This window comes from Mesorhizobium sp. B2-4-6, assembly GCF_006442775.1.
In the GTDB taxonomy this organism is placed as follows: Bacteria; Pseudomonadota; Alphaproteobacteria; order Rhizobiales; family Rhizobiaceae; genus Mesorhizobium.
In genome coordinates this window covers 1-26,082 of sequence record NZ_VFVI01000003.1, presented here as the reverse complement: position 1 = coordinate 26,082, position 26,082 = coordinate 1, and the positions used below count along the sequence as shown (strand labels likewise).

The window sequence follows — 26,082 nt, the reverse complement described above, 5'->3', positions numbered from 1 at the left end:
CAATATTGTTCAACAATGAACCGTTTTCCAGCCCCATGCCATGGTCCAGAACGACACGATCGGTTGATCCCAGCGCCAGTTTTTTATTGATTGATGCGTCAATAAAAAATAATCTCGGCTCGAACCGGATCCCCAAAATGCCGAAAATCGGAATGGAGCCCGTGCGCCGCAAGGCGCTGATCGACGCGACGATCTCGGCGATCGGCGAGCGCGGATCGCTGGACGTGACGATGTCGGAGATCGCCGGCCGCGCCGGCGTGTCGTCGGCGCTGGCGCATCACTATTTCGGCGCCAAGGACGAACTGCTGTTCGCGACGATGCGGCACATCCTTGCCGAACTCAACGCCGACACAAGGCGCGCGTTCGGCCTTGCGGTGACGCCGCGCCAGCGCGTCTTGGCCGTCGTCGCCGTCAGCTTTTCCGACGACCAGTTCCAGCCTCAGATCATAGCCGCCTGGCTCGCCTTCTATGTCGAGGCGCAGAAGTCCTCGGACCTGCGGCGGCTTCTGCGCATCTATGCGCGGCGGCTGCATTCCAACCTGATGAGCGGGCTGACCGGCATCCTGCCCCGGGCCGAGGCCGACCGCGTGGCGGAAGCGACCGCGGCGCTGATCGACGGGCTCTATATCCGCCGCGCGCTGAAGGACGGCGTGCCGGATGCGCAGACCGCGATCGCGCTCGTGGAAGACTATCTCGAAACCAAGCTCAATGGACGGAGCCTGCCTTGACCACCCGGCGACCCAATTTCCTGATCGTCATGGTCGATCAGCTCAACGGCACGCTCTTTCCCGACGGGCCGGCGGACTTCCTGCATGCGCCGCACCTGAAGGCGCTTGCCGCGCGCTCGGCGCGCTTTGCCAACAACTACACCGCATCGCCGCTCTGCGCCCCGGGCCGCGCCTCGTTCATGAGCGGGCAACTGCCGTCGCGCACCCAGGTCTATGACAACGCCGCGGAGTTCGCGTCCTCGATCCCGACCTACGCGCATCATTTGCGCAGCGCCGGCTATCACACGGTGCTCTCCGGCAAGATGCATTTCGTCGGACCGGACCAGTTGCACGGATTCGAGGAGCGGCTCACCACCGACATCTACCCGGCCGATTTCGGCTGGACACCGGACTACCGCAAGCCCGACGAGCGCATCGATTGGTGGTACCACAATCTGGGTTCGGTGACCGGCGCCGGCGTCGCCGAGATCACCAACCAGATGGAATATGACGATGAGGTCGCGTTCCACGCGACGCAAAAGCTCTATGAGTTTGCCCGTGTTTCCGACGACGCCGGACGTCGCCCCTGGTGCCTGACCATTTCCTTCACCCATCCGCACGACCCCTATGTCGCGCGGCGCAAATACTGGGACCTTTACGAGGATTGCCCGGCGCTGGAGCCGGAGGTGGGTTTCATCCCCTATGACTGCCAGGATCCGCATTCGAAGCGGCTCTACAAGGCATCGGATTACGACAGCTTCGACATCACGCCGGAGCAGGTGCGCCGCTCGCGGCGCGGCTATTTCGCCAACATCTCCTATCTCGACGACAAGGTCGGCGAATTGCTGTCGGTGCTGGAGCGCACCCGTATGGCCGACGACACGATCGTGATGTTCTGCTCCGACCATGGCGACATGCTGGGCGAGCGCGGCTTGTGGTTCAAGATGTGCTTCTATGAAGGCGCGGCGCGGGTGCCCCTGATGATGGCCGGCAAGGGCATCAAGGCCGGGCTGACCCAGGCGCCTGTCTCCAATCTCGACGTGACGCCGACGCTCTGCGACCTCGCCGGCATCGATATGAGCGGGATCGCGCCTTGGACGGACGGCCAGTCGCTGCTGCCGCTTGCCGGCGGCGAGCAGCGCTCGGCGCCGGTGCTGATGGAATATGCGGCCGAAGGCTCCTCCGCGCCCATGGTGGCGATCCGCGAGGGCAAATACAAATTCGTCCATTGCGAGCTCGATCCGCCGCAACTCTTCGACCTCGATGCCGATCCGCGCGAGCTCGATAATCTCGCGACCAACCCGGCCTACGCCGATCTGGTCTCGACCTTCATGGAAAAGATCCGTGGCCGCTGGGATATGGCAAGCTTCGACGCCGCTGTGCGCGAAAGCCAAGCGCGCCGCTGGGTCGTCTATCCGGCGCTGCGCAACGGCGCTTACTACCCATGGGAGTTCCAGCCGCTGCAGAAGGCATCGGAACGCTACATGCGCAATCACATGAACCTCGACAATCTCGAAGAGAGCAAACGGTATCCGAGAGGCGAATGATGGCAGACATTCTCATCCCTACCCTCGATCATCTGAGGCAGGCCTATGCCGTCACCTCGACGGCCACGCAGGTGACACCGCTTTTGGAGTCGGCGGCCTTGGCCAAGGAGACCGGCGCCGCGCGCGTCTTCGTCAAGCCGGAATCGCTGCAATGGGCCGGCTCCTTCAAGGTGCGCGGCGCCTATTGGCGGCTGAACCGGCTTTCGGCGGGTGAAGGGAAGAAGGGCGTGGTGGCGTATTCCTCCGGCAATCTCGCGCAGGGGCTGGCGGCCGCCGGCCAGGCGCTGGGCATTCCGGTCACCATCGTCATGCCGATCGACGCGCCGGCCGCCAAGCGTGACGCGACGGCCGGTTATGGCGCGCGCGTGGTGCTGACCGATCATGGCGACCGCGCCCGCGAGGAGGTCGCCGCCGCCAAGGCGCGTGAGATCGCCGAGACCGAGCATCTCACCTTGCTGCATCCCTTCGACGACCCGGAGATCGTCGCGGGCCAGGCCGGCGCCGGGCTGGAGGCGCTGGAACAGTTGGCGATGGAGAAGGCGCATGCCGACCTGGTGTTCTGCTCGGTCGGCGGCGGCGGCCTGATCGGCGGCGTTTCGCTCGCCTTCCACTATGTGTCGCCCGGTACCGAGATCATCGCGGTCGAGCCGGAAGGTTTCAATGGCATGGGCTCTTCACTTGCGCATGGCGCTATCGAAACGATGCCGATCGGACCGAAATCGATCTGCGACGGGCTGATGGCGCGCAAGCCAGGCGACGCGCCCTTCGCGGCGGTGAGCGCCGCCGGCGTGCGCGGCGTCACTGTCGACGATGCCTCGGTGCGGCGCGCGATGAAGATCGCCTTCGAGCGGATGAAGCTGGTGCTGGAGCCGTCGGGCGCGGCATCGCTGGCGGCGCTGCTCGGCGGCAAGGTGGATGTGAAGGGCAAAACTGTCCTCGTGGTTGCAACCGGCGGCAATGTCTCGCTCGCCGACTTTATGGCGCATATGAACAATGCTTGAAGCGGATTTCGTCATCATCGGCTCCGGCTCCGCCGGCTCGGCCATGGCCTACCGGCTGTCGGAAGACGGCAAGCACTCGGTGATCGTCATCGAGTTCGGCGGCACCGACATGGGGCCGCTGATCCAGATGCCGTCGGCGCTGTCGATCCCACTCAATATGAGCCTCTACGACTGGGGTTTCGCCAGCGAACCGGAGCCGCATCTCGGCGGGCGCGTGCTCGCCACGCCGCGCGGCAAGGTGCTCGGCGGTTCCTCCTCGATCAACGGCATGGTCTATGTGCGTGGACATGCGCATGACTTCGACCACTGGGCCGAACAGGGTGCTGCCGGCTGGGCCTTCGCCGACGTGCTCCCCTATTTCAAGCGCATGGAGGATTCCGATGGCGGCGAGGATGGCTGGCGGGGCAAAAGCGGACCGCTGCATGTGCAGCGCGGCACGCGGAAAAATCCGCTCTACGGCGCCTTCGTCGAGGCCGGCCGCCAAGCCGGTTTCGAGCTCACCGATGACTATAACGGCTCCAAGCAGGAAGGCTTCGGACCGATGGAGCAGACCATTCTTGGAGGCCGCCGCTGGTCGGCGGCGAACGCCTATCTGAAGCCAGCTCTCAAACGCAGGAATGTGAGTCTGATCAAAGGCTTCGCCCGACGCGTGGTGATCGAGAATCAACGCGCGATCGGCGTCGAGATCGAAGCTAACAAACAGATTCAGGTCGTTAAGGCGCGGCGTGAGGTGATCGTCGCGGCATCGTCGGTCAATTCGCCGAAGATCCTGATGCTGTCCGGCATCGGCCCGGGCGCGCATCTCAAGGAAAACGGCGTCCAGGTGATTGCCGACCGGCCGGGCGTCGGCGCAAATCTGCAGGATCATCTGGAACTCTACATCCAGCAGGAATCGACCAAGCCGATCACGCTGAACTCGGTGCTCAATCCTTTCTCCAAGGCATTGATCGGCGCGCAGTGGCTGTTCTTCAAGACCGGGCTTGGCGCCACCAACCATTTCGAGGCGGCGGCCTTCGTGCGCTCGCAAGCCGGTGTGGACTACCCGGACATCCAATACCACTTCATCCCGGCGGCGGTGCGCTATGACGGCAAGTCGGCGGCGAAGTCGCATGGCTTCCAGGCGCATGTCGGGCCGATGCGCTCGAAGTCGCGCGGTTCGGTGAGCCTGCGCTCGCCAGATCCGAAGACGAAGCCGGTGATCCGCTTCAACTATATGTCGCATCCGGACGACTGGAGCGAATTCCGCCACTGCATCCGGCTGACGCGCGAGATTTTTGGCCAGAAAGCCTTCGACGGCTTTCGTGGCAAGGAGATTTCGCCGGGCAGCCATGTGCAATCGGATGACGAACTCGACGCCTTCATCCGCGACCATGCCGAGAGCGCCTATCATCCCTGCGGCACCTGCAGGATGGGCCGCGCCGACGATCTGACCGCCGTCGTCGATCCGGAATGCCGGGTGATCGGCGTCGAGGGGCTGCGCGTCGCCGACTCCTCGATTTTTCCACGGGTGACAAACGGCAATCTCAACGCGCCATCGATTATGACCGGCGAAAAGGCCTCCGACCACATCCTCGGCCGCACGCCGCTGGCGCCATCCAACCAGGAACCGTGGATCAATCCGCGCTGGCAGGTGGCGGACCGATAGGGCATTGTCGCGCGAACCGCCCGCTCGGCGAACAGACTTGGAGAAAGCCATGCGCGCCCAACCCACGGCATCGCATTACGTCAACGGCCGCTACATCGAGGACGAAGGCGGCGCGCCACTGCCCGTGATCTATCCGGCGACGGGCGAGACCATCGCCACGTTGCATTCGGCGACGCCCAACGTGCTGGAACTCGCCATCGAGGCCGCACGCGCCGCGCAGCCCGCCTGGGCGCGGCTGAAGCCGGTCGAGCGCGGCCGCATCCTGCGCCGCGCCGCCGACATCCTGCGGGCGCGCAATGCCGATCTCGCCCGCATCGAGACGCTGGACACCGGCAAGGCGATCCAGGAAACGCTGGTGGCCGACGCTCCGTCGGCCGCCGACTGCCTGGAATATTTCGCCGGCGCGGTCGCCGCCTTCAACGGCGAGATGATCGATCTCGGCGGACCCTTCGCCTACACGCGGCGCGAACCGCTCGGCGTGTGCGTCGGCATCGGCGCCTGGAATTATCCGATCCAGATCGCCGGCTGGAAATCGGCGCCGGCTTTGGCCATGGGCAATGCCATGGTGTTCAAGCCGTCGGAAAACACCCCGCTTTCGGCGCTGGCGCTGGCCGAAATCTACTCGGAGGCTGGACTGCCGGACGGGCTGTTCAATGTCGTGCAGGGTTACGGCGATGTCGGCGCCGGCCTCGTCGATCATGATGTCGTGGCAAAGGTCTCGGTGACCGGCTCGGTGCCGACCGGCCGCAAGGTGCTGTCGCTTGCCGGCTCGAAGATGAAGCACGCGACGATGGAGCTCGGCGGCAAGTCGCCGCTGATCGTCTTCGACGACGCCGATCTCGAGAACGCCATCGGCGGCGCCATGCTCGGCAATTTTTACTCGACCGGGCAGATCTGCTCCAACGGCACACGCGTCTTCGTGCAGAGCGGCGTCCACGACCGTTTCGTCGAGCGGCTGGTCGAGCGGACGAAAAAGATCCGCATCGGCGATCCGCTCGATCCCGAAACGCAGATGGGGCCGCTGGTCAACAGGGCGCAGCAGGACAAGGTCGTCTCCTATATCGAAGCCGGCAAGCAGGAAGGGGCCAGCCTCGCCTGCGGCGGCAACGTGCCGTCACTGCAGGGTTTCGACGGCGGCTTCTTCATCGAGCCGACGGTGTTTTCAGGCGTCACCGACACCATGCGCATCGCGCGCGAGGAGATATTCGGGCCGGTGATGAGCGTGCTCAAATTCCACGGCGAGGACGAGGTGATCGAGCGCGCCAACGACACCGAATTCGGGCTGGCCGCCGGCGTGTTCACGCGCGACCTGCCGCGCGCGCATCGGGTGATCGCCGAGTTGCAGGCCGGCACTTGCTGGATCAACGCCTACAATCTGACGCCCGTGGAAATGCCGTTCGGCGGCGTCAAGCAGTCCGGCATAGGGCGGGAGAATTCGCTGGCCGCGCTGGCGCATTACTCGCAATTGAAGTCCGTCTATGTCGAGACGGGAGATGTAGTGGCCCCCTACTGAGCCTCTGCTGAAGGGCGCGATTTGCCGAGAAGGCAGTTCTCCTTGCTGCCGGCTTGCCGTAGGTTTTCTGACGGGGGCAATCGAGGAAGCGAAAATGGCGGGCGAAGCCAAGGACAACAAGGCGGCCACGCTGCCGCTGCTGCTTAGCTTCAATGGAGGCTATGTCGATACCGCGGGCTTCCTGGCGCTGCAGGGACTGTTCACGGCGCATGTCACCGGCAATTTCGTCACGCTCGGCGCTTCGCTGGCGCTTGGCACGTCAGGCGCCTTTGCAAAACTTCTGGCTTTGCCGGTCTTCTGCTTCATGGTTATCCTTAGCCGACTTCTATCGTATCCGTTACACAGCCGGAAGCTGCCGGTCTTCCGGTCATTGTTGGCAATCAAACTGTTGCTGCTGACGGCAGGTGCGATCCTGGCAATCCGCCTTGGCCCGTTCCCCGACGGAAACAGCTGGGCCGCCATCGTCACCGGCATGGTGCTGGTTTCGGCCATGGCGGTGCAGAATGCCGCGCATCGCGTCCATCTTCCCAGTGCGCCGCCGTCGACGCTGATGACGGGCACCACGACCCAGATCATGCTCGACCTCGCCGATCTCATCCACGGCGCACTGCCCGAGAGCGAGGCCGCGTCCCGATCGCGCTTGGCGCGAATGTCGGCCGCCGTGTTCGTTTTCGCGCTGGGATGTGGGACAGCCGCTTTGCTCTATTCACAAGTCGGAATGTGGTGTTTTGCGCTGCCGCCGATCGTTGCGATCGTGCCCCTTGTCATGCAGGAAAGCGCACCCGCCACCGCGCCGTGACGTCAAGGTCCGAGCATGGGGCAAACGGCCTACGACTTATCGCTGGTGCCATCCAGATACTGCGTCAGCGCATAGACCAGATGGTAGAAGATACTGGCCGGCACGTCGGTCGCCAGTGAGCGGCCGCGTTCGTCGATGCGGTCGATCCACAAGCCCAGCGGCGCCGGGTCGATGTGCCAGCGGAACAGCCGGCCGACGCGCGCCTCGATCTCCGGCTTGAGATCCGGGCCGCCCGAACCGTCGAGCGCGATCGCCGCCTTCACCGCTTCGGCCTGCGGCCAGCTGCGCGAGACCGTGTCGAGCGGCAGGCCCTGGCGCGAGACGGCGCCATAGGCAAGGCCGGTGGCGCGATTGAGGCCGTTGGCGATCGCCGAGGCATAGAGTTTCCTGGCGAAGCCGCCGAGCTCCGTCTGGCCGCTGCGGGCGGCGAAATCGATGAGCAGCGAGGCCCATTCGAAATGATGGCCGGGCTCGGTCCAGGCGCCCTTGTCGCCGGCGGCGGGCTTCCAGCCGGCGTCGAAATATTCGCCCAACGTCCAGCTTTCCGTGTCGAAGAAATGGCTGCGGAAAAGATCGATGATGCGCGCGGCGCGGCGCAGATAGGCGCGGTCTCCGGTCGCCCGGTGCCAGGCAAGGAAGGCTTCGAGCAGATGCATGTGCGGGTTGGAGCGGCGCTCGCCCTCGCCATGGGAGGTTTCCAGAAAGCCGGTCATGCGGGCATCTTCCAGATGCGCGTCGAGGAAGGCGAACGTCTCCTCGCCGAGCCGCAACGCATCGGGATGGCCTGACATATGGGCGTGGGCAAGCGCCAGAAGCACGCAGGAATGGTCGTAGGCATCCTCGACCGGATCGGCGACCGAGCCGTCGATGTTGAGCGTGCGCACCCAGCCGCCTTTGTCGGTGCGGCCCTGACCCGCCATGAAGTCGATGCCGTGCGCAATCAGCGTGTCCGCCGGGCCGTCCCAGCCGCGCTCCTTGGCGACCGCGAAAGCATAGACCTGACGCGCCTGCGTGCGCATGCGCTTGGGTTTCATCAGCGGCGAGGCGTCGAAGCCCAGCGCCTCGTGGAAGCCGCCATGGCGCTCGTCGACGCCAATGGTAGACCATAGCGGCAGCGTCTCCTCGAACAGCCAGTGGCGCACGCGCCGCCGCCAGGCGCCGCTCTCGATGACGCGGTCATGCGCCGGCGTGAACCTGGTCTCGAGCCGACCGGATTTCTCCAACTGCTCGACGATCTTCTTGACGTGCTGGCTGTGGCTGACCGGCGCGACGAAAGTGGCGTCGGCGGTGGAGACGATCGCCACGTCCTTCATACCGATGGCCGACAGCAGGCGACCCTCGCTGCGGATATAGGAATTCTCGCAATCTATGGCGACGACGTCTCCGACGATGACGTTGCCCTGCCCATCGGACGGGCCGACATCGAGCAGCGACTGCCATGAACCGAGATCGTTCCAGCGGAAGCCGGCCGGCACCATGGCGATGTCTTTCGCGCGTTCCATGATGGCGTAGTCGATCGAGGTCGACGGGATCGCGGAATAGAGTTCCAGCGGCATATAGAGGCCGGACAGATCGCTGGTCGCAGCCTTGTAGGCGGCGTCCGTCGCCTGCCAGATTTTCGGTTCATGGGCCGCGAAAGCGTCGCGCATGGCGCCGGCACGGAACAGGAAGATGCCGGTGTTCCAGTAAAAGCTGCCGGCGTCCAGATAGGCCTGCGCGGTGGCGAGATCCGGCTTCTCGACGAAGCGCGAGACGTCGAAGACGCCGTGCTTGCCGGCCTCGACCTCGATATAGCCATAGCCGGTCTCGGGCTGTGTCGGTTTCAGGCCGAACACAACGAGCCGACCGGCATTTGCCGCGCCGGCGCCCGCCTCGATGCTTTGCCAGAACTGGCCAGGCGTCGATATTTCGTGGTCGGACGGCACCACCAGCACCAGCTCGTCGCCATATTCGGAGAGCGTGCGCAGGCAGGCCAGCGCAACGGCGGCGGCTGTGTTGCGGCCTGTCGGCTCGAACAGCGGTCCGCCGCCGGCAAGATCGAGACCGGCAAGGTCGGCATGGACGCGGTCGGCGTGACGTTCCGCGGCGATCAGGAAAATCGGCGTCTCGCCTTGCGGGCGCGCCGCCAGCCGGCGCAAGGTCTTGGCCAGCATCGAGCCGTCGCCCGAGAAGTCGTGGAACTGCTTGGGATTGTCCTCGCGCGATAGCGGCCACAGCCGCGAGCCGATGCCACCGCTCATGACGAAACTGACGATGCGCTGGCTCATGAACGACCCTGTCAAAAGTCTGGCTCCGATGGGCCGGACTTACGACAAAAGCCTTTAAGCCCACCTTTACCCCACAGCCAATCCTATGCCACTCGGGCAAGCTTCGCGAAAGAAAGGAAATGCGACGGAAGGACTGCCATTGCCGCTTGCAGGATCGGAAAGCGGCAGCTATAAGCCCGCGGTCTGGTCACGGAGTGTAGCGCAGTCTGGTAGCGCACCTCGTTCGGGACGAGGGGGTCGCAGGTTCAAATCCTGCCACTCCGACCAGAAAAAACAAGCACTTGGCTTTTCCCGAAATTGCTACCCGCCTGAAATCAGGACTGGCGTCAATCGTCGCCGTAGCTCTCCGGCAGATGACGCTGTAGTTCCATTGCGTCGTGGAGAACGCGGCCAATTCCGATGACCTGGAGCGTCATCCGATAGAGCAGGAAATGGCGCGGTCGTAGCACAATGCCATGTTCGGTCCGCGCGCGGTCCCGACTATGGCGCAGATGGTAGCTGCGGATCATGTTTCCCAGCTCCGCGCGGGCGATGCTGCCGGCCCGTTGGGGATCGGCGACAATGTCGCGCAGGGCGACCATCAGCAGCCGTTGGTAGCGAATACGCGCAATCTCGCCGAAATTGACTTCCGTGTAGGCGAGTATTTGAACGATGTCTTCCTTCGCGGCCGCGGAAAGCCGGTATAGGACCATGGCCTTACAAGCCGGTTTTTTTCGCGCGTAAGCTTGCCTGTTGCCCCAGGCCATCCATAAATTTTTCGACGCCGTCTTCAGTAACATCCTCGAAACGGCCTTGTTCGATGTCGTGGAAGCCGATGTTGGCGGCCTCCCTGAGCGCAGCGAGCTTTGCCTTCTCCCTCGCCTCGCGCTGCTCGACCAGCCGCAAGCCGTCACGCAACACCTCGCTCGCGTTCTGATAACGCCCGGTTTTCACCAACCGGTCGATCACCTCTTCGAGGTGTTCCGTCAGGACAACATTGCGTGTCGGCATTGCGATATCAGCTCCAATTCAACAGGCACGATACAGGGACATGGCATATTATGCCAATACTTATTGCGGTCAGTGCCGTCGAAGGATGGCCTGACCTTCGAAACAGAATCGCGCGGCAACGCTCGACAACAGTTTCTCAGTTTGGCCTAATGGCGACCCGCTATGCTTTCGAGATGCGCGGGAACTGTAAGACGGCGAACCAGGGTTGAGAGTATGAAGTTCACGCCGACGGCCATTGCACCGACACTCGTGTTCCTCCTGTTCGCGGCCGGCTGTTCATCGACCACGGCGTCGATCAGCCCGGCGAAATACGACAAAATGAACTGCCCCGAACTCAATAATGCAGTCGGCGACACCGCCACCGATATTTCACGGACCGCAATAGCCCGCGGCAAGGTGGCCAACACGAGCGTGCCGACGTGGCTGCTCGGCGGCGAGCGCGTGAAGACAGTGGTGGCCAATCGCGAAACCGCCCGGATCGACAGGCTGCACCAACAGCAGCAGGCGATCGTCGCCACGCGGAGGCAGAGGTGCCCATCCTCGCAGTGAGCGAGCGAGGCCAAACTGCCCGGCTTCAAGCGCTCATGCGGAACTTTGTCGAATCGATCGCCGCGTTCATCAGCGTCTGCGTGTAGGCTTCGCGCGGATTGTCGAAGATCTCTTGCGTCGGGCCCTCCTCGACGATCTTTCCCTGTTTCATGACGATGATGTAGTCGGCCATGGCGCGCACCACCGCGAGGTCGTGGCTGATGAAGAGATAGGACAGCTCGTGATCGGCCTGCAGCTTGCGCAACAGTTCGACGATCTGCTTCTGCACGGAGCGGTCGAGCGCCGAGGTCGGTTCGTCCAGCACCACCACTTTCGGCTTCAGGATCATGGCGCGGGCAATGGCGATGCGCTGGCGCTGGCCGCCGGAGAATTCGTGCGGGTAGCGGTTGCGCGCGTTGGGATCGAGGCCGACCTCGCGCAGCGCCTCGACGGCGCGCTGGTCGCGCTGCTTGCCGGTGAGCGAGGGCTCGTGCACCAAAAGGCCCTCGGTAACGATCTGACCGACGGTCATGCGCGGCGACAGCGAACCGAACGGATCCTGGAAGACGAGCTGCAATTCGCGCCTGAGCGGCCGCATCGCCTGGCGGTCGGCCTCGGAAATATCGCGGTCGCCGAAGCGGATGACGCCGTCGCTGGGCAAGAGCCTGAGCAGCGCGCGGCCGAGCGTCGACTTGCCGGAACCGGACTCGCCGACGATGCCGATCGTCTGGTTGCGCTTCAGCCGGACCGAGATCCTGTCCACCGCTCGCAGCATCAGCGGCTCGCCGCCGAAGAAGCCGCCTCCGATCTTGAACACCACCTCAACGTTGCGGCCTTCGAGCAGCACCGGCGAATTGGCCGGCGGCGCCGCCTTGGTGCCGGTCGGCTCGGCCGCGAGCAGCATCTTGGTGTAGCCATGCTGCGGGTTGGCGAAGAGCGCTTCCGCCGCGCCCTCCTCCACCACCTCGCCCTGGCGCATGACATAGACGCGGTCGGCGAATCGCCGCACGATGCCGAGGTCGTGCGTGATGAAGACGATGGCCATGCCGAGCTTGCGCTGCAGCTCGGCAAGCAGTGTCAGGATCTGCGCCTGGATGGTGACGTCGAGCGCCGTCGTCGGCTCGTCGGCGATCAGGATGTCGGGGTCGTTGGCCAGAGCCATGGCGATCATGACGCGCTGGCGCTGGCCACCCGACATCTCGTGCGGATAGGATTTCATCCGCCGTTCGGGATCGGGGATGTGCACCAGCCGCAAAAGCTTCAGCGCTTCCTCCCGTGCGGCCGCGGCGGCAAGCCCGCGATGCCGGCGGATCGGCTCGATCAGCTGGTTGCCGATGGTGTAGAGCGGGTCGAGCGAGGTCATCGGCTCCTGGAAGATCATGCTGATCTTGCGGCCGCGCACCTGGTTCAGCTCGCTCTTCGACATGGCCAGAAGGTTCCGGCCGCGATAATCGACATGGCCCGTCGCCTCGCCATTGGAGGAAAGCAGGCTCATCGCCGCCATCATCGTCTGGCTCTTGCCGGAGCCGGATTCGCCGACGACGGCGACCGTCTCGCCGGCATTGACGTTGATGTTGATGCCCTTGACCGCCTCGACCGTGCCGTCGAGGGTCTGGAAGCGGACGCGCAAGTCCTTGACGCTGAGGATCGTTTCGGTGGCCATGTCAACGGTCCTTCGGGTCAAGGGCGTCGCGCAGGCCGTCGCCGACGAAATTCAGCGCGAACAGCGTCGAGACGAGGAAGAAGGCCGGGAACAGCAGCAGCCAGTTGGCGTAGCCGATGTTCTTGGCGCCGACCGAGATCAGCACGCCCCAGCTGGTCATCGGCTCCTGCACGCCGAGACCGAGGAAGGAGAGGAAGCTCTCCAGGATGATGACCTGCGGCACCAGCAGCGTCATGTAGATGACCACCGGCCCGAGCAGGTTTGGGATGACATGGCGCAGCAGGATGCCGCGCTGGCCGACGCCCATGGCTTCCGCCGCCTGGACATATTCCTGCCTGCGGATCGACAACGCCTGGCCGCGCACGATGCGCGCCATGTCGAGCCACAGCACGGCGCCTACCGCGAGAAACATCAGCACGAAGTTGCGGCCGAAAAACACCACCAGCATGATGACGAAGAAGATGAAGGGCAGCGAATAGAGCACGTCGACGATGCGCATCATCACCTCGTCGACCCGGCCGCCGGCAAAGCCCGCGGTCGCGCCATAGATGACGCCGATGACGCCGGCGACAACGCCGGCGAGCAGGCCGATGGCCAAGGATATACGCCCGGCCATCAGCGTTCGCGAGAGCAGGTCGCGGCCGGTGTTGTCGGTGCCGAAGAAGAAATATTGCTGCTTCACGGCCGAGCTCATCGTCACTTCGAGACCGTCGGGCGACTTGTTCTCGATCCTGGTGTCGTCGAAGGCATCGGAGCGGTCGAGATAGCGGATGTTGCGGTCGTCGATCGGCTTGGTCGAGGTGACGGTGACGACGACGCGATTGCCGTCCTGATGCCACTCCTTGATGTCGGCGCGCATGCGCTTGATGGCGTCGCCCAGCGCACCCTGGATCATGTCAGGCTTCGGATAGGCCGAAAGGCTCGGCGGCATGCGCACATAGTCGCCATAGATGGTGGTGTATGCATGCGGCACGATCCACGGACCGCAAATGCTGACGACGGCGATGAAGGCCAGGTAATAGAGGCTGAGCATCGCGGCGCGGTTGCGCTTGAGCCGCGCCCAGGCATTGCCCCAGAGCGAGCGGCCGACGATCGGCTCGGGTACGGCGACGGCGAGGTCAGTCATAGCGCACCCTCGGGTCGACGACCGCATAGAGCAGGTCGACGATCAGGTTGAAGACGATGGTGAAGAGCGCGATCACCACCACGGTTCCCATGACCAGCGTGTAGTCGCGGTTGAGGGCTGCATCGACGAAGTAGCGGCCGACCCCTGGGATGGAGAAGATCGTCTCGACGATGATCGAACCGGTCAACAGCGCGGCCGCCGCCGGGCCGGTGAAGGAGACGATCGGCAGCACGGCGCCGCGCAGCGCGTGCTTGACCACCACCGACCAGTCGGAGAGACCGAGGGCGCGCGCCGTGCGGATATGGTGCGAACGCAGGCTCTCGATCATGGAGCCGCGCATCAGGCGGGCGACGATGGCGATCTGCGGCAAGGCCAGCGTCAGCACCGGACCGACCTTGTTGATCAAGGCGCCGTCGCCCCAGCCGCCGATCGGCAAGAGCTTCCAGGACAGCCCGAAGACGAGCTGGATCACTGGGGCGATGACGAAGGTCGGGATGGTGCTGCCGGCGGTGGCCAAGGCGATCACCGAATAATCGCCTATTTTGTTCTGGTTGAGCGCGGCGATGGTGCCCAGGATGGAGCCCAGCAGCAGCGCCAGCACCAGCGCCGAGGTGCCGATCTGGATGGAGATCGGCAGGCCCTTGGCGAAGAGCTCGGTGACGGTGAAATCCGGCAGATTGTAGCTCGGGCCGAAACTGCCGCGCAAAAGATTGCCGAGATAGTGAACATATTGCAGCCAGAGCGGATCGTTGAGGCCGAACTGGGCTTCGAGATTGGCCCTGATCTCAGGGCTCAGGCCCCGCTCCTGGTTGAACGGGCCGCCAGGGGCGACGCGGATCAGGAAAAACGCCACCGTCACGATGACGAACAGCGTGGGGATGGCGGTCAACAGCCGCCGGAAGACATAACGCAGCATCGGCGCCCCGCTTCAGCCAGGGCGACAGCTCTCCAGACGAGACCGTGGCGCGCTGGCATCTCTGATCTTCGCACCGGCATGCCCGAAAATCCAATCCGACTTTCGGCCCGGCAGGACGACAGACCGAGGCCGCCGCTCCCAAAAAGAGAGCGGCGGCACGGCCAAGGTTTCTTGTCAGTCCTTGGAGATGAAGCGGGACGGATGAATGTCCATGACATTGTCGTCGAAGCCATGCAGCTTCGACGAAACGATGTCGTGGTAGCTGTAGTAGAGAAGCGGGATCTCGCCGACATCGTCGACGAGGATGCGCTCGGCTGCGGCGAGGTCCTTCATGCGCTCCTCAGGCTTGCCGCCCGCGGCGGCCGCCTTGTCCATGGCGGCTTCATAGGCAGGGCTGTTGTAGTTCGAGTAGTTGTTGCCGCTTGCCTTGCGCGAGATGCCGAGGAAGGTCTCCGGATCCTTGTAGTCCGCGATCCAGGCGGCGCGGGCGACGTCGTAATTGCCCTTCTGCTCGAGGAAGCCGTAGTGGGTCTTGGTGTCGGTGTTGAGCAGCGTCACCTCGACGCCGAGCGGCTTCAGCTGTTCCTGGATGGCGACCGCGGTGTTCTTGTGGTTCTCCGAGGTGTTGTAGCGGATCTCCATCTTCAACGGATGCTCGGGTGTATAGCCTAGTTTTTCCAGGATCTTCTTGGCCTCGTCCTCGCGGTCGATCTGCGGCATGTCGGCGTATTTGGCCAGTGCCGGCGTGTAGCCCTCGATGCCCGGAGGCACCATCGAATAGCCGGGCAGCATCGAGTTCTGCCAGACCTTCTCGGCGAGGAAGTCGCGGTCGATCGCCATCGAGATTGCGTTGCGCAACTCGACATTGTCCCACGGCGCCTTGTCGGTCTTGATCGCGTAATAATAAGTGCCGAGATATGGCCCGACACGGACCTGGTCACCGAATTTGGTCTTGAGATCGGCGAGTTGTTCAGTTGGCAGGTCGCCATAGCTGTCGAGTTCACCGGCCTCGAAACGCTTCATCGCCGACGAGCGATCCTCGGTCGGGATGTAGTTGACCACGTCGAGCTTGACGCTCGCGGCGTCCCAGAACTTCGGGTTCTTGACCAATTTCATATGGTCGTTGGGAACCCACTCCGCCAGCGTATAGGCGCCGTTGGAGACCAGCTTGCCCGGCTTGATCCAGTCGGCACCGAGCTTGTCGATGGAAGCCTTGTTGACCGGATAGGTCGCCTGGTGGGTCAGCATCTCCAGGAAGTATGGTGTCGGAGCCTTCAGCGTGACTTCAAGCGTGTTGGCGTCGATCGCCTTCACGCCCATATCCTCGGCCTTGCCTTTTTTGGTGTTGAAGTCCTCCGCGCCCTTCACCGGATAGAGCATCGAGGCGTATTCCGCAGCGGTGGCCGGATCTTCCAGTCGATGGAACGAATAGACAAAGTCGTCCGCCGTCACCGGGGTGCCGTCCGACCAGAGGCCGTCCTTGCGCAGCTTGAAGGTGTATACGGTGCCGTCATCCGATACCGTCCAACTTTCGGCGGCGCCCGGAATGAGGTTCGTCTTCTGGTCATGCATGGCGAGGCCCTGGAACAGGTCGCGTATGATATCGGCTTCATAGACTGTCGATGTCTTGTGCGGATCGACCGTCTCCGCCTCGGCGGCGGCGCCGCGGTTGTAGACGGTCTCGGCGAAGGCCGGGATGTACAAGGTGCCGGCGGCCAAGGCCAATGTGGTGGCGAACACCGTCGCCTTCAGCATGTTTTTCAGCATGAAGTTTCTCCCAGTCGGCGCAGCCCCTCAGCCACGCCTTTTTAAGTTTTGACACCCGGAACCGTCGAAACGGCCCCGTTTCAGGCGTGCCGCCGGTCCCTTCCGGCGGCTGGTGGCAGGAGACTAGACAGAGCGAAATCTTATTTCAACCACTGCCTGCTTGACGCAAAGTGAGCGCCATCACGCTAAAACAGCGAAGCCTAAAGCTTAGAGCTTGCCTTCAACTTGGCACACCTGCCGGTTGTTCGATGTGTTTTCTGTTTTTGCAGGCAGGTGTTGGCATTCTCCGCAACATGCTGAAAAACCGAAAGTTCCCTGTTTCTTGGTCTCGTTTCCGGGCGGACGCCTCGGGCACGTCGGCAATCGAATTCGCCATGCTTGCGCCCATCTTCATCCTGCTTCTGCTCGGCATGGTTGCATATGGAATCTATTTCGGTGCCAGCCACTCCGTGCAGCAGATCGCCGCCGATGCGGCGCGAACGGCCATTGCAGGTCTCAACCAGACCGAGCGGCAGGCTCTGGTCACCGATTTCATCGCCCACGACGTCGCGGGCTACCCCTTCGTCGATCCCAACAAGCTGACCGTCAACGCGCAGGACAGCGTCGCCGATGGCAGCCAGTTCGTCGTCTCGGTCAGCTACGATGCGCGCAACCTGCCGATCTGGAACCTGTTCCGGACGCTGCCGTTGCCGGGCACGACGATCCAGAGTCAATCGACGATCCGCGTCGGAGGGATATGATGCGGGCCAAGGGGGGATTGACTGCGGCGACGCGTAGGCTGCTCGCCGACCGGAGCGCGAATTTCGCCGTGATGACGGCGCTATGCACGCCGGTGGCGCTGGCGCTGACCGCCTTCGCGATCGACGAAGGCTCGCTCTACAACGAGCGCCGGGCCGCGCAGTCGATCGTCGACCTTGCCGCCATCACCGCGGCTTCGAACATCACCAATGCCCAGCAGGCGGTGCTGACGACGCTCGCCGACAACGGCATCACCTCGGTCGCCGTGCAGCAACAAGGCACCACCGTGGCGCCAACCGCGAGCAAGGCGGTCGTCCAGATCGTGGCGGGGCGCTACACAGGCGTCAGCACCATTGCCGCCGGCAGCCGGTTCGAGGCGGGCAAGCTGCCCTACAATGCCGTGCAGGTGTCGCTGAAGAAGCAGGGCACGCTCTATTTCGCCGGCTCGATCATGTCGCCGCCTACTCTTGGCACGACCGCTATCGCCAGCGCGCAGCCGCAAGCGGCTTTTTCGGTCGGCTCGCGGCTTGCCAGCCTCAATGGCGGCATTCTCAACGCGCTTCTCGGCGGCCTCCTCGGCGGCAACGGCATCTCGCTCAGCGTGATGGATTACAATTCGCTGATCTCAGCTGATGTCGACGTTCTTTCGTTCACCGATGCGCTGGCGACGCAATTGCACCTGACCGGCGTGAGTTATTCCGACGTGCTTGCCTCCAAAGCAACGATCGGCCAGATCGCCACCGCCATGGCCAACGTGCCGGGGCTGGACCGCACGGCCAAGATCGCCCTGCAGACCATGGCTTCCAACGCCCCCAACACCGTCAAGATTCCGCTCAGCACCCTCATCGATCTCGGATCCGTCGGTGATCTCGGTATCGGGCAAAAGCCGGCCGGGCTCAACGTGACAGCCAGCGCGCTCAGCATGCTCACCACGGCAGCCGCTCTGGCCAACGGCACGAACCCGGTCGCGGTCAATCTCGGCACCAGCATACCGGGGCTGGCATCGACGACGCTGGCGATCGCCATCGGCGAGCCGATGCAGAACTCGGCCTGGCTGGCGGTGGGAGAAGCCGGCACCGTGGTGCGCACGGCGCAGACGCGCATCAAGCTCAACGCCGACGTCACCGTCGGCAATTCCAATCTCGGCGGCGGCAACAGTCTTGTCGCCGTCCACCTGCCGCTCAATGTCGAAGTGGCCTATGCCGAAGCGAGGCTGACCGATATCAGCTGCCCGACCGGTCCCTCCAGCATCAAGGTTTCGATCGCCGCGCAGCCGGGCGTAGTCTCAGCCCATCTCGCCAACAGCAGCGCAAGCGGCTTCGCGGATTTCACCAAGCCGCAGTCATTTTCCGCCGCCGATATCGCGGACCTGAAGCCGTTGCTCATCCCGGTGCTGCAGGTGACAGGCTCGTCGGCCTTCTCGGTCACCAACATGACGCCGACCACCCTGACCTACAACGCCACCGACATCGCCAACAAGGCGATCAAGACGGTGTCGACGAAGAACCTGACGCAATCGCTAACGACATCGCTGGTCGACAACCTGTCGCTTTCGGTCAATGCGCTGGGGCTAGGCCTCGAGGTGACCGCCCTGCTCGGCACGGTGAAGCCGGCGGTGACGACGCTGCTCAACGGCGTGACCGCGCCGGTCGACAGCTTGGTCTACAACGTTCTTGGGGCGCTTGGCGTCCGTGTCGGTGAGGCCGACGTCCGGGTGACAGGCGCGACGTGCGGACGCTCGGTGCTGGTTCAGTAAGCTGCCGTCAGCCGATCCTGCCGACGAAACTGCCCAGAGGCGGCAGTGCCAGCACTCTTTCCTCGACAACACCGGTAAGAACGCCGGCGGCGTCGACGTCAAATGTCGCTATCTCGGCCTCGCCGATCTCCGTGGGCAGCGCCCAGCCTGTTGCCTCGGCCGAGAAATTGAAAACGCAAAGCAGCCTTTCGTCGTCGCGCTCGCGGAGGAAAGCGAGCACATCGCCATCGGCATCAAGAAAGCGGATCGCGCCTTGGATCAGTGCCGGATGGCTCTTGCGCAAGGCAAGGATCGACCGATAGGCGGCAAGCACCGACCGCTCCTCGCCATCCTGGACGTCGACCGCCCGGGCGCGGTGCGCCTGCGGCACCGGCAGCCAGGGCTTGGCCGTCGAAAAACCGGCGTTCTCGGCCTCCGCCTGCCACACCATCGGCGTGCGGCAGCCGTCCCTGCCCTTCACGCCCGGCCAGAAACGGATGCCGACCGGATCGCGCAGATCCTCATAGGCTAGCTCGGCTTCCTCCAGCCCCAGTTCCTCGCCCTGATAGAGGCAGATCGACCCGCGCAGGCATGACAGCAGCGCGATCGAGAACTTGGCCACCGCGTCCGGGCTCTGGCCGGGCCGCGTCCAGCGGCTGACATGGCGCACGACATCATGGTTGGAAAAGGCCCAGCAGACCCAGCCGGCCGGGGCGGTCGTCTCGAACGCCTCCACGCAGCCGCGCACATGGGCGGCGGAAAATTGCGGGCTGAGCAGGTCGAACGTGTAGCACATCTGCAGTTTGTCGCCGCCGGATACATAGGCGGCGAGCGTCTGCAAGGAACGCTCCTCGTCACCCACCTCGCCGACCGCGGCACGATCGGGATACTCGTCGAGCAGCGCGCGGAAGCGTTTCAAGAAGTCGAGGTTCTCAGGCCGCGTCTTATCGAAGAGATGCTCCTGGAAGGCATAGGTGCTGGTCGAACCGTTGGTGCCGGCGACGCTTGACGCCAAAGGCGGGTTGTCGCGCAGCCAGCGGTCATGGACATAGTAGTTGACCGTATCCAGCCGGAAGCCGTCGACGCCGCGCTCCAGCCAGAAGCGCACGGTGTCGAGCAGCGCGTCCTGAACGTCAGGATTGTGGAAGTTCAGATCCGGCTGCGCGGCCAGGAAATTGTGCATGTAATATTGCCGGCGGGTGGCGTCCCATTCCCAGGACGGGCCACCGAAGACGGACAGCCAGTTGTTGGGGGCGTTGCCGTCCGGCCTGGCGTCGGCCCAGACGTACCAGTCCGCCTTGGCATTGTCGCGGCTGGCCCGGCTTTCGGCGAACCATTCGTGCTTGTCGGACGAATGCGAGATCACCTGGTCGATGATGAGCTTCATGCCGAGCCGATGCGCCTCGGCGACCAGCGCGTCGAAATCCTCCAGCGTGCCGAAGATCGGATCGACATCGCGGTAATCGGACACGTCATAGCCCATGTCGGCCATCGGCGACTTGAAGAAGGGCGACAGCCAGACGGCATCGACGCCGAGCGACGCGATATGGGCGAGCCGCGCGGTGATACCCTTCAAATCACCGCTGCCGTCGCCGCTCGTATCCTGGAAGGAACGCGGATAGACTTGGTAGATGACGCAGCCGCGCCACCATTCGGCGCCTTGCTCTGGATTGTCGCCAGCCATTACGACCCCTTCTTGCTCCGCGATTTAGCGGCTCGCCGCTCGATCATGAAACCGACGCTGCGGCCGGGCAACGGCCGGGCCAGATCGACCGGCTGCGTCTCGATTGCCGGGCGCCATTCAAATCCGTCCCGCGCGGGCAGGCTGAAGACACATTGGCGGCGGTCGCCGTTGATCACCACTGCCAGGCGCCCGCCCTCGGCGTCGCCGAGCAGCATGACGAGGCGATGTCGGCCGGGATCGTTCCAGTCCGTATCGCCGAGCGGCGCGCCGGTCTCGGTCAGCCAGGCCACGTCGGGGATTTCCGATCCGTCGGCGGGCTCGCCGGTCAGGAAATGCGGATCCGCCAGCACCGGGAAGGCCCGGCGCAGCGTGGCCAGCGACGATGCATATTGCTCCAGCGCCCGGTCGCGGCCAGCCCAGTCGAGCCAAGTGATGACATTGTCCTGCGCATAGGCGTTGTTGTTGCCTTTCTGCGTGCGGCCGAACTCGTCGCCGGCGGTCAGCATGATGGTGCCGCGCGAGGCAAAGAGCGTGGCGAGCAGCGCGCGCTGGTCGTTGAAGCGGGCCATGGCGATCGCCTCGTCGTCCGTCTCGCCCTCGGCGCCGTTGTTCCAAGACAAATTGTCGTTGTGGCCGTCGCGATTCTGCTCGCCATTTGCCTCGTTGTGCTTGCGCTCATAGGCGACGATGTCGGTCAGCGTCATGCCGTCATGCGCGGCGATGAAATTAACGCTGCGGCTCATCGGTTGGCCGTCCCTGCCGAAGATATCGGAAGAGCCGGCAAGCCGGGTGGCCAAGGCGCCGATCGCGTCGGTATCGCCGCGCCAGAAGCGCCTGACATCGTCGCGGTAGCGGTCGTTCCATTCCAGATATGGGGGACGGAAACTGCCGAGCTGGTAACCGTTCGGACCGATATCCCAGGGTTCGGCGATCAGCACGCGATCGGCGAGCACAGGATCGCCGGCGATGGCCTGAAGCAGCGGTGCCTCAGGATCGAAGGCGCCGTCGACGCGACCGAGCACTGGCGCCAGATCGAAGCGAAAGCCGTCAACGCCGGCGGAGCGGACGAAGTGGCGGAGCGTGTCGAGCACCATCTCGCGCACCACAGGATGGTCGCAGGCGACGGTGTTGCCGGTGCCGGTGTCGTTGACCAGCCTGCCGTCCGACTGATGCCGGTAGTAGCCTATCGCATCCAGTCCGCGCAGCGACAGCGTCGGCCCGAGCCGGTCGCTTTCGCCGGTGTGGTTGAAGACGAGGTCGAGGATGGTGCCGATGCCCGCCTTGCGCAACGCGGCGACGGTATCGCGCAATTCCTCGAGGCCACCGGGCGCGAGATGCGGATCGAGAGCCATGAACGTGACGGGATTATAGCCCCAGGCATTGCTGAGGCCCAATGGCGGCAGGTGCCGCTCGTCGATCGACGCGGTGACCGGCATCAGTTCGACGGCCGAGACGCCGAGACGCTGCAGGTGCTCGATGACAGCCGGATTGGCGAGCGCCGCAATGGTGCCGCGCTGCGCTTCCGGAACCTCCGGATGCAGCTTGGTGAAGGAGCGGACGTTGAGCTCGTAGATCAGCCCGCCGGCCTGGAAGAGCGGCGGTTTGGCCGGTTCCGGCTTGGGCAGCGGACGCGCAATCGCCTTCGGCATCAGCGAGGACGTGTCGGCGCCTTCATTGCGTTTGGCGGCAAGCCGCCAATGATATTGATATGGACGGTCCAACTCGACGGCGTAGGGGTCGGTGAGAAGCTTGTTCGGGTCGAACCAAAGGCCGCGCTCCGGCGCATAGTCGCCATCGGCGCGAAAGCCGTAATGCGTGCCCTCGCCAAGGCCGGGGACGAGGAGCGCGTGCACGCCCTCGCCTTCCGGATTGAGCTCCAGCCGGTCGAGTTCGCGCGCGCCGGTGTCGTCGAAGATCGAGACCCAGAGACGCCGCGCCGATGAGGACCAGACGGCGAAGCGGATGCCTTCGGGGGTGATGGTGGCGCCGAGCTGGGTCATGCGAGCGCCTCCCCTTCTCTCCTTGTGGAAGAAGGTGGATCGGCGCGCAGCGCCGAGACGGAGGAGGGGTGTTGGAAGAAATCAGGCGCCGGCGGTGCCACCGCCGGTTTGCGCCAAGCGGGAGCACCCCTCATCCGTCGCCTTCGGCGACACCTTCTCTCACAAGGGCAGAAGGGGGGGCCGCGCCGCGCCGCCACCCTCAAGTAATCACGCTCGGCTTGTTGCGGCCGGTGTGGCTCTTGATGCCGGCGATGTCGTCGGCGGCGGCGATGAGATCGGCGAGCGCTTCCTGGGTGTCGAGATCGTGCCTGGCCTTGTCCGGCTCGTAGCGCTCGATATAGACGCGCAGCGTCGCCCCTGACGTGCCGGTGCCGGAGAGGCGCAGGACAACACGCGAGCCGCCCTCGAACAGGATTCGTATGCCCTGATGCTCGCTCACGGAGCCGTCGACCGGATCGTGATAGGCAAAATCGTCGGCCTTGGCGATCTTGAGGCCGCGCACCCCGGTGCCGGCGAGCGAACCAAGCTTGGCGCGCAGTTCGTCGACCAGCGCATTGGCACGGTCGCTGTCGACCTCCTCGTAATCGTGGCGCGAATAGTAATTGCGGCCGTACGTCGCCCAGTGCTCGGTGACGATCTGCTTGCAGCTCTCGCCGCGCGCGGCGAGGATGTTGAGCCACAAAAGCACGGCCCACAGACCGTCCTTCTCGCGCACATGGTTGGAGCCGGTGCCGGCGCTCTCCTCGCCGCAGATGGTCGCCATGCCGGCGTCGAGCAGGTTGCCGAAGAACTTCCAGCCGGTCGGCGTTTCGTACATGCCGATGCCGAGCTTTTCGGCGACGCGGTCGGCCGCGCCGCTGGTCGGCATCGAGCGGGCGATGCCTTTCAGGCCGTCCTTGTAGCCCGGCGCCAGTTTGGCATTGGCGGCAAGCATCGCCACCGAGTCCGACGGCGTGACGAAGATGCCTCTGCCGATGATCAGGTTGCGGTCGCCGTCGCCGTCCGAAGCCGCGCCGAAATCCGGCGCGTCCGGCCCCATCATCTCGTCATAGAGGTGCTTCGCATGCACTAGGTTCGGATCGGGGTGATGGCCGCCGAAGTCGGGAAGCGGCTTGAAGTTGCGGCAGGTGCCGTCGGGCGCGCCGAGCCGGCGTTCGAGGATCTCCTTGGCATAGGGACCGGTCACCGCGTGCATGGCGTCGAAACGCATGCGGAAGCCCGACTTGAAGAGCTTCTTCAGCGCATCGAAGTCGAACAGGCTTTCCATCAATTCGGCATAGTCCTTGACCGGATCGAATATCTCGACCGTCATGTCGCCCGCCTTGACGGTGCCGATGGTGTCGATGTCGATGGCGCCTATATCGGCGATCTTGAAGCTCTTGATCTCCTTCGACTTGGCAAAGATCGCGTCGGTGATCTTTTCCGGCGCCGGGCCGCCATTGCCGGCATTGTACTTGATGCCGAAATCCTCGTGCGGACCGCCGGGATTGTGGCTGGCCGACAGGATGATGCCGCCGAAGGTCTTGTATTTGCGGATGATGTTGGAGGCGGCGGGCGTCGACAGAATCCCGCCCTGCCCGACCATCACCTTGCCGAAGCCGTTGCCGGCGGCGATCGCGATGGCCTTCTGGATGACCTCGCGGTTGTAGAAGCGGCCGTCGCCGCCGATCACCAGCGTCTTGCCCTCGAATCCGTCCAGCGCATCGAAGATCGACTGGATGAAGTTCTCGGCATAGTGCTCCTGCTGGAACACCGGCACCTTCTTGCGCAGGCCGGAGGTGCCCGGCTTCTGGTCGGTATAGGGTTTGGTGGGGACGGTTTTGATCATGCCTCAGGCAGCCCTTTTCGAAAGCAGCAAGCGATAGAGTTCGACGTATTTTTCGGCGCTCTTGTCCCAGGAGACATCGGCCTTCATGCCCTGGCGCTGGATCGAGGCCCAAGTCGCCGGCCGGGCATGCTGCTCGACTAGCCGCTGGATGGCATGCAGCATCGCGCCGCCATTGTTGGGCGCGAACTGGAAGCCGGTGGCGACGCCTGCCGACAACGCTGCTTCATTGGCGTCGATGATGGTGTCGGCCAGACCGCCGGTACGGGCGACGACCGGCACGCAGCCATAGCGCAGGCCATAGAGCTGGGTCAGGCCGCAGGGCTCGAAGCGGGACGGAATGATGATGGCATCGCAGCCGCCCTGCATGACGTGCGAAAGGCCTTCATCGTAACCGACGACGACACCGACGCGGCCGCGATGACGGGCGGCGGCGGCAAGCAGCGTGCCCTCGAGACCGGCGTCACCCGAGCCCAGGATGGCGAGGCGCGCGCCGGCGGCGACGATGCCGTCGACGACCGCGGCCAGGATGTCCATGCCCTTCTGCCACGTCAGCCGGCTGACGACGCAGACAATCGGGCTGCCGTCCGCCTCCAGGTTGAAGCGCTCTTCGACCGCCTTGCGGTTCTTGGCCCGCGCGACAAGCGTCTCGGCCGAATAATTGGCCACCAGATGCTTGTCGGTCTCGGGATTCCAGATGTCGACGTCGATGCCGTTGACGATGCCGTAGAGATCGGTGGCGCGCATGTTGATCAGCCCGTCGAGGCCCATGCCGAATTCCGGCGAGCGGATTTCCTGCGCGTAGGTCGGGCTCACCGTGGTGATCGCCCAGGCCGCCTGAAGGCCGGCCTTGAGATAGCCGACGCCACCATAATATTCGACGCCGTCGAGTTGCATAGCCACAGCCGGCAGGCCGAGTTCGCCGAAGATGCCGGCGCCGAACTGGCCCTGGAAAGCAAGATTGTGCACGGTGATCAGCGACGGCACCCCGACCGCCTTGCCGTATCGCATATAGGCAAGCGTCATCGCCGACTGCCAGTCGTGGGCATGAACGATGTCCGGCTGGTAGCCGGAGATCGCGCCGCCGGCAATGTCGCCGCCGACCTGACTCAAGGCCGCGAAGCGGCGCCAGTTGTCCGGCCAGTCGGCGCCGGAGACCGTGCCGTAAGGGCCGCCCTGGCGGTCGAAGAGATGCGGCGCGTCGAGCACGAAGAGATCGAGCTCGCCGATCTTGACGGCATGGACCGAAGCCTTGCCGCCTTGCAGCAGCGGGTACTGGTAAACGGCCTTCTTCTTGGCGAAGGCCGCCATCACGATGGGATAGCCGGGAACCAGCGTGCGCATCGCCACGCCCTTGCCGGCAAGGGCGATCGGCAGGGCGCCGGTCACGTCGGCAAGCCCGCCGGTTTTGACCAGCGGAAAGATTTCGGGCGTAACCGACAGAACCTGCATGCGCTCCACATTCCGATCTCAACGTGACAGGTCAAAGTGACAATCTGTTGATCAAGTCGTCAGCTTGCTGACCGACCCGACAGCTTGCCGATCAACCCTATCAGGTTGCCAGCTTGTTGATCATGTCCTGGGTGATGAGGCAGATGCCTTTCTCCGACACGCGAAAACGCTTGGCGTCG

At 64.1% G+C, this 26,082-nt stretch carries 20 protein-coding genes and 1 tRNA gene; 10 read left to right on the top strand and 11 right to left on the bottom strand.

Annotation, left to right across the window (positions count from 1 at the left end):
• Window positions 1–137: 137 nt before the first annotated feature.
• The 6 genes from betI to FJ957_RS10030 all read left to right on the top strand — a co-directional run bounded on the left by betI (window position 138) and on the right by FJ957_RS10030 (window position 7,212).
• Window positions 138–728 (top strand): transcriptional regulator BetI, encoded by a 591-nt coding sequence (gene betI / locus FJ957_RS10055; RefSeq protein WP_140643450.1) that lies wholly within the window; start codon window positions 138–140, stop codon window positions 726–728.
• Complete coding sequence (gene betC / locus FJ957_RS10050; RefSeq protein WP_140830936.1) at window positions 725–2,254, top strand: choline-sulfatase; 1,530 nt, start codon at window positions 725–727, stop codon at window positions 2,252–2,254. Before betI ends, betC begins: the two co-directional genes overlap by 4 nt.
• Window positions 2,251–3,255 carry a threonine/serine dehydratase gene (locus tag FJ957_RS10045; RefSeq protein ID WP_181180537.1) on the top strand — a complete coding sequence of 335 codons (1,005 nt, stop codon included), beginning with the start codon at window positions 2,251–2,253 and terminating at the stop codon, window positions 3,253–3,255. The genes betC and FJ957_RS10045 overlap by 4 nt, the downstream gene beginning before the upstream one ends.
• The gene (gene betA / locus FJ957_RS10040; protein WP_140830934.1) at window positions 3,248–4,900 is read left to right on the top strand and encodes a choline dehydrogenase; all 1,653 of its coding nucleotides are present in this window, start codon (window positions 3,248–3,250) and stop codon (window positions 4,898–4,900) included. The genes FJ957_RS10045 and betA overlap by 8 nt, the downstream gene beginning before the upstream one ends.
• 49 nt (window positions 4,901–4,949) lie before the next feature.
• Window positions 4,950–6,413: a betaine-aldehyde dehydrogenase gene (gene betB / locus FJ957_RS10035; protein ID WP_140830932.1), complete on the top strand. Its 1,464-nt coding sequence runs from the start codon at window positions 4,950–4,952 to the stop codon at window positions 6,411–6,413.
• A gap of 94 nt (window positions 6,414–6,507) precedes the next feature.
• Window positions 6,508–7,212 (top strand): YoaK family protein, encoded by a 705-nt coding sequence (locus FJ957_RS10030; protein ID WP_140830930.1) that lies wholly within the window; start codon window positions 6,508–6,510, stop codon window positions 7,210–7,212.
• Between the two features lie 29 nt (window positions 7,213–7,241).
• Here FJ957_RS10030 and FJ957_RS10025 read toward each other — a convergent pair whose 3' ends face one another.
• Entirely contained in the window at window positions 7,242–9,479 is a 2,238-nt protein-coding gene (locus FJ957_RS10025; protein WP_140830928.1) for an AGE family epimerase/isomerase, read from the bottom strand.
• 190 nt (window positions 9,480–9,669) lie between these two features.
• Between FJ957_RS10025 and FJ957_RS10020 the strand changes: the two genes are divergently transcribed.
• Window positions 9,670–9,746: transfer RNA gene (locus FJ957_RS10020), tRNA-Pro, on the top strand.
• 59 nt (window positions 9,747–9,805) lie between these two features.
• On the opposite strand, the gene FJ957_RS10015 is transcribed toward FJ957_RS10020, so the two are convergent.
• Both FJ957_RS10015 and FJ957_RS10010 read right to left on the bottom strand, forming a co-directional pair.
• Window positions 9,806–10,225 carry a type II toxin-antitoxin system RelE/ParE family toxin gene (locus FJ957_RS10015; RefSeq protein ID WP_348642557.1) on the bottom strand — a complete coding sequence of 140 codons (420 nt, stop codon included), beginning with the start codon at window positions 10,223–10,225 and terminating at the stop codon, window positions 9,806–9,808.
• On the bottom strand, window positions 10,176–10,469 hold the full coding sequence (locus tag FJ957_RS10010) for a type II toxin-antitoxin system ParD family antitoxin (RefSeq protein ID WP_140643434.1): 294 nt from the start codon (window positions 10,467–10,469) through the stop codon (window positions 10,176–10,178). The genes FJ957_RS10015 and FJ957_RS10010 overlap by 50 nt, the downstream gene beginning before the upstream one ends.
• 213 nt (window positions 10,470–10,682) lie before the next feature.
• On the opposite strand from FJ957_RS10010, the gene FJ957_RS10005 reads away from it, so the two are divergent.
• Complete coding sequence (locus tag FJ957_RS10005; RefSeq protein WP_140830926.1) at window positions 10,683–11,018, top strand: hypothetical protein; 336 nt, start codon at window positions 10,683–10,685, stop codon at window positions 11,016–11,018.
• A gap of 25 nt (window positions 11,019–11,043) precedes the next feature.
• Here FJ957_RS10005 and FJ957_RS10000 read toward each other — a convergent pair whose 3' ends face one another.
• The 4 genes from FJ957_RS10000 to FJ957_RS09985 form a co-directional block, all read right to left on the bottom strand.
• Window positions 11,044–12,660 (bottom strand): ABC transporter ATP-binding protein, encoded by a 1,617-nt coding sequence (locus FJ957_RS10000; protein WP_140830925.1) that lies wholly within the window; start codon window positions 12,658–12,660, stop codon window positions 11,044–11,046.
• A gap of 1 nt (window position 12,661) precedes the next feature.
• Entirely contained in the window at window positions 12,662–13,786 is a 1,125-nt protein-coding gene (locus FJ957_RS09995; protein ID WP_140830923.1) for an ABC transporter permease subunit, read from the bottom strand.
• Window positions 13,779–14,702 (bottom strand): ABC transporter permease subunit, encoded by a 924-nt coding sequence (locus tag FJ957_RS09990; RefSeq protein ID WP_140541606.1) that lies wholly within the window; start codon window positions 14,700–14,702, stop codon window positions 13,779–13,781. The genes FJ957_RS09995 and FJ957_RS09990 overlap by 8 nt, the downstream gene beginning before the upstream one ends.
• A gap of 174 nt (window positions 14,703–14,876) precedes the next feature.
• Entirely contained in the window at window positions 14,877–16,469 is a 1,593-nt protein-coding gene (locus FJ957_RS09985) for a peptide ABC transporter substrate-binding protein (RefSeq protein ID WP_140830921.1), read from the bottom strand.
• Between the two features lie 170 nt (window positions 16,470–16,639).
• Here FJ957_RS09985 and FJ957_RS09980 point away from each other — a divergent pair, with 170 nt between their 5' ends.
• Together FJ957_RS09980 and FJ957_RS09975 are read left to right on the top strand one after the other, a co-directional pair.
• A complete protein-coding gene (locus tag FJ957_RS09980; protein ID WP_246685803.1) occupies window positions 16,640–17,209 on the top strand; it encodes a TadE/TadG family type IV pilus assembly protein in 570 nt (189 codons plus the stop codon).
• On the top strand, window positions 17,206–18,963 hold the full coding sequence (locus FJ957_RS09975; RefSeq protein WP_140830920.1) for a pilus assembly protein TadG-related protein: 1,758 nt from the start codon (window positions 17,206–17,208) through the stop codon (window positions 18,961–18,963). Before FJ957_RS09980 ends, FJ957_RS09975 begins: the two co-directional genes overlap by 4 nt.
• Before the next feature lie 7 nt (window positions 18,964–18,970).
• Here FJ957_RS09975 and FJ957_RS09970 read toward each other — a convergent pair whose 3' ends face one another.
• The 4 genes from FJ957_RS09970 to glgA all read right to left on the bottom strand — a co-directional run bounded on the left by FJ957_RS09970 (window position 18,971) and on the right by glgA (window position 25,903).
• Window positions 18,971–20,626: an alpha-glucosidase family protein gene (locus FJ957_RS09970; RefSeq protein ID WP_140830918.1), complete on the bottom strand. Its 1,656-nt coding sequence runs from the start codon at window positions 20,624–20,626 to the stop codon at window positions 18,971–18,973.
• Complete coding sequence (gene glgX, locus FJ957_RS09965) at window positions 20,626–22,626, bottom strand: glycogen debranching protein GlgX (protein ID WP_140830916.1); 2,001 nt, start codon at window positions 22,624–22,626, stop codon at window positions 20,626–20,628. The genes FJ957_RS09970 and glgX overlap by 1 nt, the downstream gene beginning before the upstream one ends.
• A gap of 199 nt (window positions 22,627–22,825) precedes the next feature.
• Window positions 22,826–24,454, bottom strand: a complete 1,629-nt coding sequence (locus FJ957_RS09960) for an alpha-D-glucose phosphate-specific phosphoglucomutase (RefSeq protein WP_140830914.1) — start codon at window positions 24,452–24,454, stop codon at window positions 22,826–22,828.
• 3 nt (window positions 24,455–24,457) lie between these two features.
• A complete protein-coding gene (gene glgA / locus FJ957_RS09955) occupies window positions 24,458–25,903 on the bottom strand; it encodes a glycogen synthase GlgA (RefSeq protein WP_140830912.1) in 1,446 nt (481 codons plus the stop codon).
• Window positions 25,904–26,082 lie beyond the last annotated feature (179 nt).